Source organism: Lentzea sokolovensis (assembly GCF_033949975.1).
Lineage (GTDB): Bacteria > Actinomycetota > Actinomycetes > Mycobacteriales > Pseudonocardiaceae > Lentzea > Lentzea sokolovensis.
This window is the reverse complement of record NZ_JAXAVU010000001.1, coordinates 767102-778349: the sequence shown is the minus strand read 5'-3', so window position 1 is coordinate 778349 and position 11248 is coordinate 767102. Positions and strand designations below refer to the sequence as shown.

Here is an 11248-nt window from a genome sequence, read left to right as displayed (position 1 = left end):
GGCGATGCCGAACGAAGAGAAGCTCGTTGAGTACCTGAAGTGGGTCACCGCCGATCTCGCCCAGACCCGCCGGCGGCTGGAGGAGGTCGAGTCCGGCAGGCACGAGCCGGTCGCGATCGTGGGCATCGCCTGCCGATTCCCCGGCGACGTCCGCTCGTCGGAAGACCTGTGGGAACTGGTCTCGCAAGGCCGGGACGCCATCACCGGGTTCCCGACCGACCGAGGCTGGGACCTCGGCACCCTGGCCGGCGGCACCAGTGCGACGCTGCAGGGCGGATTCCTCTACGACGCCGCCGACTTCGACCCCGGCTTCTTCGGCATCTCGCCGCGTGAGGCGCTAGCGATGGACCCGCAGCAACGACTTCTGTTGCAGACCACGTGGGAGGCAGTCGAACGCGCGGGCATCGACCCGACGTCGTTGCGCGGCTCGCGGACCGGCGTGTTCGTCGGCACCAACGGCCAGGACTACGGCCACGTGCTGATCGCCTCCCAGGAGGACGTCGAGGGGCACGCCGGCATGGGCACCGCGGCCAGTGTCATCTCCGGACGCATCTCCTACACGTTCGGCTTCGAGGGCCCGGCCGTCACCGTCGACACCGCGTGCTCCTCGTCCTTGGTGGCCCTGCACCTGGCCTCCCAAGCGCTGCGCAACGGCGAGTGCTCGCTCGCGCTGGCCGGTGGCGTCACCGTCATGGCGACCTCCTCGAACTTCGCCGGATTCACCCGGCAGGGCGGTCTCGCGACCTCGGGCCGGTGCAAGGCGTTCTCGGACGACGCGGACGGCACCGGCTGGGCCGAGGGCATCGGCGTGCTGCTCGTGGAGAAGCTCTCCGACGCCCAGCGCAACGGCCACCCGGTGCTCGCCGTGGTTGCCGGTAGCGCGATCAACCAGGACGGCGCCTCCAACGGCCTCTCCGCCCCGAACGGTCCCGCCCAGCGCGAGGTGATCAAGGCCGCGCTGGCCTCGGCGGGCCTGTCGGCGTCCGATGTGGACGCTGTCGAGGCCCACGGAACCGGGACGGTGCTGGGAGATCCGATCGAGGCCGAGGCGCTCCTCGCCACCTACGGCCAGGACCGCGCGACGCCACTGCGGCTCGGCGCGATCAAGTCCAACATCGGCCACACCCAGGCGGCGGCCGGCGTCGCGGGCGTCATCAAGATCGTGGAAGCGCTGCGCCACGACACCCTCCCGCCGACCCTGCACGTCAGCGAACCCTCGTCGCACGTCGACTGGTCGGCGGGCAGCGTCGCCCTGCTGACGGAGACCACCGCCTGGCCACGGGGCGGTAAACCCCGCCGCGCCGGCATCTCGTCCTTCGGAGTGAGCGGCACCAACGCCCACGTGATCATCCAAGAGGCCCCAGAACTGTCAGACCTCCCTGAGATGATTGGGATGGGGGATGAAAGCCCCCTGGGGGCCAGCCAGCCGGAATCGATTCAGGGGCTGGCGGGCCGGTACCCGCTCGTCGTCTCGGCTAAGTCGGCGAACGCGCTGAAGGCCCGCGTCGAGCAGGTCAAGGCGCTCGAAGGAGAGCCGCGGGACCTCGCGTACTCGCTGCTCACCACGAGGCCGACGACGTTCGACCACCGCGCTGTGCTCCTCGACGGCGACGTCATCGCGAGCGGGACCGTGCAGCGCAAGCCGTTCGCCGCGCTGTTCTCCGGCCAGGGCGCCCAGCGCGTCGGCATGGGCAAGGAGCTGTACGAGGCGTTCCCCGCCTTCCGGGAGGCCCTCGACGCCGCCCTCCGGCATCTCCCTGCGGGCCTTAAGCAGGCCATGTGGGAGGACGAGACCCGGCTCGACCAGACCGGCCACACCCAGCCCGCGCTGTTCGCGTTCGAGGTCGCGCTGTACCGGCTGCTGGAGAGCTACGGCTTCAAAGCCGACCACGTCGCGGGCCACTCGATCGGCGAGATCGCCGCCGCGCACGTCGCCGGCGTCCTGAGTCTCGAAGACGCCGCGAAGCTCGTCACGGCCAGGGCGAGCCTCATGCAGAACCTCTCGGCAGGTGGCGTGATGATCGCGCTTCAGGCCACCGAGGCGGAGGTCATGCCGCACCTCACCGCAGGTGTCTCCCTGGCTGCCGTCAACGCCGAGGACTCGGTCGTCATCGCCGGCGTCGAGGAGGAGGCGCGGAAGGTCGCGGCGCGGTTCACCGACCGCAAGACCAAGCAGCTGAAAGTCAGCCACGCGTTCCACTCGCCGCTGATGGAGCCGATGCTCGACGACTTCCGCGCCGCGATCAGGACCATCACGCTGAACCCGTCGAAGATCCCGTTCAGCGCCACCGGCGACGTCACGAACCCCGAGTACTGGGTCAGCCACGTCCGCGACACCGTCCGCTTCGCCGGCAACGTCAGCCGCATCGAGGAAGCCACCCACGTCGAGATCGGCCCCAGCGCCGTCCTGGCCGCCCTCGTGGACCGCACCATCCCGACGATGCGCAAGGACAAGGACGAGGTCACGGCGTTCATCACGGCCCTGGCCAAGCTCTACACGGCCGGTGCCAAGATCGCCTGGCCCGCCAAAGGCACGAAGACGGCGCTGCCCACCTACCCGTTCGACACCGAGCGGTTCTGGCCGCGGAGCACCATGGCCCCCGGTGCCCAGCCGAACGCCGGCCGCCCCGCGCTCTACGAGCTGAACTGGGTGAAGTCCACAGTGGACGCACCGGCCATCACGGGCGCGCGCTGGGCGATCATCGGCGGCGACGAGTTCGACCTCGCCCACGTCCTGTACGCGGCGGGCCAGTCCGTCAGCGGCTACGGCGAAACCCTCACCGAAGCCGCCCAGAACACCACGCCGGACGTGTTCGTCGTGGCCGTCACGGGCGACAACACCCCGGAGACGACCCACGCGCAGACCCGGCGAGCGCTGAACATCCTCCAGGAAGCGCTGAAGTTCGAGAACTCCCGCGTCGTCTTCGTCAGCCGCGGCGCCGCGGCGGGCGAGGACCTGGCCGCGGCGGCCGTGTGGGGCCTGGTCCGCACCGCGCAGGCCGAGAACCCCGGCCGGTTCCTGCTCGTCGACAGCGACGGCCTCGACGTCTCCGGCGCCCTGCTCACCTCGCTCGTCAACGGCGACGAACCGCAGGTCGTCGTCCGCGAGGGCAAGGTCGAGGTCGCCCGGCTCAGGGAACTGCCCGAGAACCCCGACGCCAGGTACGAGTGGAGCGAGAACGACACCGTCCTGATCACCGGCGGTACCGGCGGCCTCGGCGCGGAACTGGCGAAACACCTCGTCACCAGGCACGGCGTCCGGCACCTCCTGCTCGCCAGCCGTCGCGGCGAGGAGGCACCCGGCGCCCAGAACCTGAAGCAGGAGCTGGAGAACAAGGGCGCCACCGTCACCATCGCGGCCGCCGACGTCTCGAACCCCAACGACGTCCAGACCCTGTTCGCGGCCACGGAACGCCCGCTCACCGCCGTCATCCACACCGCAGGCGTACTGGACGACGCCCTCGTCGACGCGCTCACCCCGGACCGTCTGAAAGCGGTCCTCACGCCCAAGGTCGACGCCGCACACCTGCTCGCCCAGCACGACCTCAAGCTGCTGGTGCTCTACAGCTCGGTCTCCAACGTCATGGGCGCGCCCGGCCAGGGCAACTACGCCGCCGCCAACTCCTACCTCGACGCCCTCGCGCAGACCAGGCCGAACACCCTCAGCCTCGCCTGGGGACCGTGGGCGCAGGACAGCGGCATGACCGCAGGCCTGAGCGACGCCGCCATGGACCGCATCGCCCGTTCCGGCATGCCGCCACTCGCCGCCGAGCAGGGCCTCGCACTGTTCGACGCCGCACTCGCGGAGAACAAGCGCGTCGTCATCCCCATGCACGTCAACCGCAACCAGCAGCGCGTTGCCCCGCTGCTGCGCGACATCGTCGACGAGCAGCTCCTCCCGCAGCAGAGCCAGATGGCGGCCGTCACGGTCCTCGACCGGTTGCGCAACCTCGACGGCGACGACCGCGTCAACCAGGTCCGCGAACTCGTCGTCGGCACGTGCGCCGCACTGCTCGGCCACCACGACGCGTCCACAGTGGACGCCGAGAAGAACTTCCTGGAACTGGGCTTCGACAGCCTCATCGCCGTCGAACTGCGCAACCAGCTCAACGACATGCTCGCCCTCAAACTCCCCGGCAGCGCCGTGTTCGACAGCGGCACACCGGCCGCGCTCGCCGCGAGGGTCGACGCCGAACTGGGCACCATCGCCGGGCCTGCCACGAGCAACGGCATGACGGTCAGCGCGCACGACACGGTGTTCGGGCTGTTCATGGACAGCGTCGCGGGCGGCAAGGTCGTCGAAGGTCTGAGGTTGCTCAAGGCCGTCGCCACCCTGCGTCCGATGTTCGACAGCCCGGCCGAACTGGAGGACCTGCCCGTCCCCGTCACCCTCGCCGACGGCCCGAAGCTGCCGAAACTGGTCTGCGTCAGCGCACCCGGCGCCACCGCCGGCGTGCACATGTACGCGAGGCTCGCCGCCCACCTGCGCGGCAAACGACACGTCTCAGCGCTCCCGCTCATCGGTTTCAACGAAGGCGAAGCACTGCCTCGCACCACCGAAGCCGCCGCCAGGTTCGTCGCGGAAAGCATTCTCAACGGCACCGACGGCGACCCGTTCGTCCTCGTCGGACACTCCTCTGGCGGCACCCTCGCCTACTTCGCGGCCGCCGTGCTCGAGGAGACCTGGGGGATCACACCGGAAGCGGTGATCATGCTCGACACCCTGAGCATGAACTACAACTCCAGCGAGGGCATGGACTTCGGCGCCGTCACCACGAACTACTTCAACACCATGGACTCGCCCGCGGTGAACATGAACAGCACGCGCCTGTCCGCGATGGCGCACTGGTTCCCGCTCATCATCGACACCGGCCTCCACACGACGGTCCCGAAGCTGCTCATCCGCTGCGCCAACGAGGTCAAGGGCACCGACCTCGTCACGACCGACCAGGACGTCGACGTGCCCGCCGACGAGATCCGCGTCGTCGCCACCGACCACATGGCGATGGTCAAGGAGGACGCGGGCGTCATCGCGGACGTGATGGAGGACTGGCTCAGCACCCGTATCGAGAAACTGGAAGGCGTCCGATGACCACATCGCAGGAACTGCCCCTCATCGGGGTCGAACTGCCGTCGATCCTGACGTTCAGCGAACTCCGCCTGCGGTTGCAGGAACAGGCGCCGGTGTGCCGCATCCGGACACCCGCGGGCGACGAGGGCTGGCTCGTCACCCGCCACGCCGAGGTGAAGGCGCTGCTGCAGAACCAGAAACTCGGCCGCAGCCACAAGGACCCTGCCAACGCGCCGAGGTACTTCCGCAACCCGATGCTCGACATGCTCATCACCGCCGACGACATCGAGGTCGAGAAGGAGCGCCACGAGAAGAAACGCGTCCTCTACACCAAGAGCTTCGCCGCCCGCCGCGTTATCGAACGCCGCGAGCGCGTGATCGGCATCGCGAACGACAAGATCGACGCGATCATCGCCGCCGGTCAGCCCGCCGACCTGCACAGCGCCTACTCGATGGACTACTCGCAGCAGGCGCTCTGCGACATGGTCGGCATTCCCGTCGAGGACCGCGCCAAGCTGCTGGAGATGATGGACACCGTCGGCGCCTCCGACCAGGAGTCCGCCGAGGCCGGCATGGACCCGTTGTTCGGATTCGCCGCCGACATCGGCGAACGCCGCAGGTCAGAACTCGGCGACGACGTCATCTCGCGGTTCATCGAGACCGGCCTGACCAACGAGGAGATCGGCCTCCACGTCGTCACGCTGCTGTTCACCGGCCTCGCGGGCCTCGCGAGCCACCTCGACTTCGGCGTGCTGCTGTTCCTGCGCAACCCCGAGCAGCGCGCGAAGGCCATGGCCGACCCGGAGATCATGGCCCGCGCCGTCGACGAGGTCATGCGCGCCACGATCAGCTCGCCCGTCCTGCCCCGCTACGCCAGCGAGGACATCGAGATCGGAGGCGTCACGATCAAGGAGGGCGACCTCGTGATGCTGGACTTCAGCCTCGCCAACTTCGACCCGCGCGCGTTCGAGAACCCGAACGACTTCGACGTCACCCGCTCGCCGAACCACCACTTCACGTTCGGTCACGGCATGCGGCACTGCACCGGCGCCCCGCTCGTGCGGATCATCCTCGCCGTCGCCTACACCACGCTGTTCGAACGCCTGCCCACGCTGCGGCTCGCCGTGCCGGAGTCGGAGCTCGAATCCCACCCCGGCGGCAGGCTCGCGGGTGGTCTCGAGCGGTTCCCCGTCACCTGGTGAGCAGGGTCACTCGGCTTCTTCCTCGAGGCGCGCCTTCTCCGCCAGGCGCGCCTCTTCGGCCTTGAACTCCTTGTAGGTGGCGCGCTCGCGCACCAGCCAGTCCGGGTTCTCGTCCTTGATCGCGGCGATCTGGTCGGTGGTCAGCGCCTCGGTGATGCCGGCGCGCACCAGGCCCGACGCCGAGATACCGAGCTTCTGCGCGATGAGCTGCTTGGGGTGCGGGCCGTTGCTGCGCAGGTTCGCCAGCCACTCCGGCGGGTTGGCCTGCAGCTCGTTCAGCTCGTCGCGCGACACGACGCCGGCCTGGAACTCCTCGGGGGTGGCCTCGAGGTACACGCCGAGCTTCTTGGCGGCGGTGGCGGGCTTCATCGTCTGCTGCGACTTCATGCGCAAAGAGTAACCGCTGCGTCCGGTAGCCTCAGCGCGTGACCGGCTCTTTCACGCTCGCGTACGTCCCAGGTGTGACGCCGGGCAAGTGGGCACGGGTCTGGGAGGAACGCCTGCCGGAGACCCCGCTGACCCTCGTCCAGGTGACCGTCGCCGAAGCAGGGGCGAAGGTGCGCTCTGGTGAGGCCGACGCCGCGCTGCTGCGGCTGCCCGGCGACCGCGAGGACCTGCACGCGATCCCGCTCTACACCGAGACCAGCGTCGTCGTGTTCCCGAAGGACCACGAGTTCGCCGCGGCCGACGAACTGTCCCTCGAGGACCTGGCGAAGCACGTCCTGTGGCAGCCGCTCGACGACCCGCTCGGCTGGGAGGCGCAGCCCGGTCAGCCGCCGGTCGAACGGCCGGAGACCACCGCGGACGCGATCCAGATCGTGGCCGCCGGCGTCGGCATGCTGGTCGTGCCGCAGTCACTGGCGCGGCTGCACCACCGCAAGGACCTCAAGTACGTGCCGCTCTCGGACGCGCCGCAGTCCCGCGTGGCGCTGTCGTTCCCGATCCGCGACGAGAACCCCGAGCTGATCGAGCACATGATCGGCATCGTCCGCGGCCGCACGGTCAACAGCACCCGCGGCCCCGCGCCGGAACCGGCCAAGAAGCAGGCGCCCCAGCAGCAGCGACGAGGCCCTGCGCCCCAGCAGAAGAGGCAGCCTGCCAAGCGGGCGAAACCCCGTCGCGGTCGCTGACGTCAGTCGTGCACCGTGATCGCCTGGGCCGGGCAGATGCCCCTGGCCGTCCTGGCGGCCGACTCCGCGTCACCAGAAGGACTGGCGTCGAGCACGGTGACGAACCCGTCGTCGTCCTGGTCGAACACGTCCGGCGCGGCCAGCACGCACTGCGCCGAGCCGATGCACTTGCCGGTGTCCACACTGATCCGAGCCATGACGATCCCTTCTCACCAACGCACAGGTAGCGCGTGGAGTCCGAACAGGACTCCGTCGTACTTGAACCGCAGCTCCTCCAGCGGCACCGCGACCTCCAGGGTCGGGATCCGCTGGAACAGCCCGCGGTAGGCGACGTCCATCTCCAGCCGCACCAGGTTCTGCCCGAGGCACTGGTGCACGCCGTACCCGAACGCCACGTGCCCGGTGGCCGAGCGGGACGGGTCGAACTCGTCCGGCCGCTCGAACATCTCCGGGTCGTGGTTCGCGCCGGCCACGAGCGGCACGATGCCCTCACCGGCCCGGACCAGCTGGCCGCCGATCTCGACGTCCTCGATCGCCACCCGCAACGCCACCAGGTCCGCGACGGAGTGGTAGCGCAGCAGTTCCTCGATCATGCGGTCGTCGTCGATCCACTGCTTCTGCTGCAACAGCGTGACGACGCCGAGCGAGATGTTGTTCGCCGTCGTCTCGTGGCCCGCGATCAGCAGCAGCATCGAGACGCCCGAGAGCTCCTGCGGCGTCAGCAGGCCGCCCTGCAGCAGCTTGCTGATCAGGTCGTCGCCGGGGCGCTTGGACTTGATCGTGATCAGCCGGTTGATGTAGCGCAGCAGGTGCTCGGACGCCTTGTCGCGCTGCTCGTCGGTCGACGTCAGCGTCACGAGGACCTTCGTCTTCTCCTCGAAGAAGTCGCGGTCCACCTTCGGCACGCCCAGCAGGGCCGAGATCACCAGCGACGGTACCGTCAGCGAGAAGTCCTCGACCAGTTCGGCCGTGTTTCCCTTGGCCAGCATCTGGTCGATGGCGTGGTCGACGATCTGCTCGACCGCCGGCCGCAACGCCCTGATGCGGCGCACCGTGAACTCGGGGATCAACGCCTTGCGGAACCTGTTGTGGTCCGGCGGGTCCAGCGACACGAACCAGCCCGGCACGTCGTCCGCGGACGGCGCGCCCACGGTCCGCGACGGACGCGGAAACCCCTCGTGCGTCGGGTTGGAGCTGATGCGCGGATCGGTGAGGACCGCGCGCACCTCCTCGTGCCTGGTCACCAGCCACACCGTCTCGCCCGACGGCAACGCGGCCTTCGTCAGGCCGGGTTTCGTGCGGAACCCCTCGTACTCGGGCGGAGGGAACGGCACGCCGGGGCGGCGCATCATGAACGGGACCAGGTCAGTGCTCGTCATGTCTCATCCCTCGTAGAACCGGCGGACCTGAGCCACGATGTGGTCCTGGTCGTCCTCGGTCAGCTCGGCGTGGGTGGGGAGGTACAACCCGTCCTCGGCGAACCGGTTCGCGTTCAGCGTCGGCCACACCGGGTCGAGATAGCCGGGCTGCCTGCTCATCGGCTTGAAGAAGAGCCGGGTCTCGATCCCGTTGTCCGCCAGGAAGGTCCTGAGCTCCTCCCGGCGTTCCGCGCGCAGGTCGTACATCCACAACACGTCCCGCGGCGGCATGAGGGTGATGCCGGCGATGCCGCGAAGGCCCTCGTCGTACCGCTTCTCGATCTGCGCGCGCGTCGCGATGATCTCGTCGAGGCGTTCGGTCTGCGCGAGCGCGACCGCGGCCTGCAGGTTGGTCATCCGGAAGTTGTAGGCGAGCTTCTTGTGCAGGAAGCTGTGGTCGCGGGTGAACGCCATGCCGCGCAGGTGCGCCATCTGCCGCGCCAGGTGCGGATCGTTCGTGACGCAGACACCGCCCTCACCCGAGGTGATGACCTTGTTGGCGAACAACGAGAACGCGGCGATGTCACCGGTCGGCTTGACGCCGTGCGCTTCCGCCGAGTCCTCGACCACGCGCAGGTTGTACTCGTAGGCCAGTTCGAGGATCGGCTCCATGTCGCACTGCCGGCCGTAGACGTGCACCGGCATGATCACCTTGGTGCGCTGGGTGATCTTCTCCTCGATCTTCGTGACGTCGATGTTCAGGTCGTCGGCGCAGTCAACGAAAACGGGGGTGGCACCGGTGTAGGTCACCGCCCACGCCGACGCGATCATCGTGAACTCGGGCACGATCACCTCGTCGCCGGGACCGACGCCCAGAGCCCTCAGTGCGAGCGTCAGAGCCGTCGTACCGGAAGAACACGCGACGCCGTACTTGACGTCGTTGTAGGCGGCGAAGGCCTCCTCGAACTGCGGCACGTACGGCCCCTGCGAGGAGATCCAGCCGTCCGTCACGGCCTTCGTCGTGTACTCGAGTTCGTTGCCGCGCAACGAAGGCATCGAGACGGGATAGCGATAGCTCATCGTCAACTCACTTCGAGGCCAGTGCGGGCAGAGAGAGGATCAGGTCGGCGGCGGTCTTGCGGCCGCCCGCGGAGTGCTGCAGTGCCGCGAGACGTTCGGCGTTCTCGGTGAACGCCGGGTCGTCCAGGACGCGGGTCAGCTTGTCCACGACGTCGTGGGGGTCGACGGTGTGAGGCTTGTCCAGCGTGAGCCCGACGCCGAAGCTCGTGGCGCGGACGGCCTGGTCGTAGCAGTCGACCCACAACGGCCGTGACACCATCGGCTTGCCGAAGTAAATGCTTTCGGTGTAGGCGTTTCCGCCCGCGTGCGTGAAGAACAGCTTGACGTTCGGGTGCGCGAGCACGTCGAGCTGCGACGGCACCCACGTCTCGATGCGCAGGTTGCCGGGCAGCGTGGAGGGCAGGAACTCCTGCTGGTCGCGCGGCAGCTTCCACAGGACCGAGTGCTTGCCGTTCAGATCGTGGGCGACCTGGACGAATGCCTCGACCTGGTCCCGGGTCAGCCGCGTGATCGTGCCGAAACCCATGTAGACGACGGACTTCTGCGCGTCCAGCCACGTGCCCAGCTCGCCGGGTTCCGCCTGGGGGAGTGGCGGCACCAGCGCGCCGACCGTGCGGATCTTCTCCGGAATGTCGAACGGGTAGTCCATCTCCGGGATCGAGTAGCACAGCACCATTTCGGCCTGCTCCACCCTCGCGAACTGGCCGAAAGCCTTGGAGGAGATGCCCAGCTCGGCGATCACCTTGGCGTTGCGCGCGTTGCGGTCCTTGTTGTCCTTGGTGAACGCGGTCGCGAGCGTGCGCCAGCCGAAGAGCCTGTTGGCCCAGCGCTGGGTCCAGGACATGTCGGCGGGCAGTCCGGTGTGCGGGCGCGGGAAGTCCTTCGGCGTGTACGAGGGACCGATCGGGATCGCGGACGTCACGAGGTTCGACGCGACGAACGGGTTGCTGATCACGTACGGCACGCCCTTGGTGATGGCGACCTCGTAGCCGAACATGCACATCGACTCGACGATCATCAGCGCAGGCCGGATCTCGTCGACCAGCTCCGAAAGCCCGCGGTACTTGGGAATCCGCTGCTCGGGTCGGTTCGTCTGCGCGATGACGGCCTTGCGCGCCTTGAACCGCGACCGCTGCGTCACCTTCGCGTAGACGTCGTCGGGCCAGGTGACCGAGGACATCTCCGGAATCACGTCCCCCAGCGAGAAGAACTCGATCGGCGAGCCGACCGCGGCCGCCTCGACCTCCTCGCGAGCCTTGTCGTCGGTGGCGAACCACAGGTCCTCGACGCCGCGGCGCGACAGTTCCTCGGCTAGCACGAGCATCGGGTTCAGCAGGCCGCTCTCCGGCAGACTGACGAACAGGATCGGCCGCTGGCTCATGGACTTCACCCTTCGGACTGACGCCT

7 protein-coding genes and 1 pseudogene are annotated in these 11248 nt (G+C 68.6%); 3 read left to right on the top strand and 5 right to left on the bottom strand.

What is annotated here, in order from left to right:
• Positions 1–4: 4 nt before the first annotated feature.
• Positions 5–5092, top strand: a pseudogene (locus tag SK854_RS03370) (type I polyketide synthase); the annotation flags it as partial.
• A complete protein-coding gene (locus SK854_RS03365) occupies positions 5089–6273 on the top strand; it encodes a cytochrome P450 (protein WP_319973446.1) in 1185 nt (394 codons plus the stop codon). The pseudogene SK854_RS03370 and the gene SK854_RS03365, both read left to right, overlap by 4 nt.
• A gap of 6 nt (positions 6274–6279) precedes the next feature.
• Here the strand turns inward: SK854_RS03365 and SK854_RS03360 are convergent, their stop codons facing one another.
• A complete protein-coding gene (locus SK854_RS03360; RefSeq protein WP_319973713.1) occupies positions 6280–6642 on the bottom strand; it encodes a DUF5997 family protein in 363 nt (120 codons plus the stop codon).
• Between the two features lie 56 nt (positions 6643–6698).
• Between SK854_RS03360 and SK854_RS03355 the strand changes: the two genes are divergently transcribed.
• A complete protein-coding gene (locus SK854_RS03355; RefSeq protein WP_319973445.1) occupies positions 6699–7403 on the top strand; it encodes a LysR substrate-binding domain-containing protein in 705 nt (234 codons plus the stop codon).
• Between the two features lie 2 nt (positions 7404–7405).
• Here the strand turns inward: SK854_RS03355 and SK854_RS03350 are convergent, their stop codons facing one another.
• The 4 genes from SK854_RS03350 to SK854_RS03335 are packed head-to-tail and all read right to left on the bottom strand — an operon-like array spanning position 7406 to position 11222.
• Positions 7406–7600, bottom strand: a complete 195-nt coding sequence (locus SK854_RS03350; RefSeq protein WP_319973444.1) for a ferredoxin — start codon at positions 7598–7600, stop codon at positions 7406–7408.
• Between the two features lie 12 nt (positions 7601–7612).
• Positions 7613–8782 (bottom strand): cytochrome P450, encoded by a 1170-nt coding sequence (locus SK854_RS03345; protein ID WP_319973443.1) that lies wholly within the window; start codon positions 8780–8782, stop codon positions 7613–7615.
• Between the two features lie 3 nt (positions 8783–8785).
• On the bottom strand, positions 8786–9841 hold the full coding sequence (locus tag SK854_RS03340) for a DegT/DnrJ/EryC1/StrS family aminotransferase (protein WP_319973442.1): 1056 nt from the start codon (positions 9839–9841) through the stop codon (positions 8786–8788).
• Between the two features lie 7 nt (positions 9842–9848).
• Complete coding sequence (locus SK854_RS03335) at positions 9849–11222, bottom strand: glycosyltransferase (protein ID WP_319973441.1); 1374 nt, start codon at positions 11220–11222, stop codon at positions 9849–9851.
• Between the last annotated feature and the right edge of the window lie 26 nt (positions 11223–11248).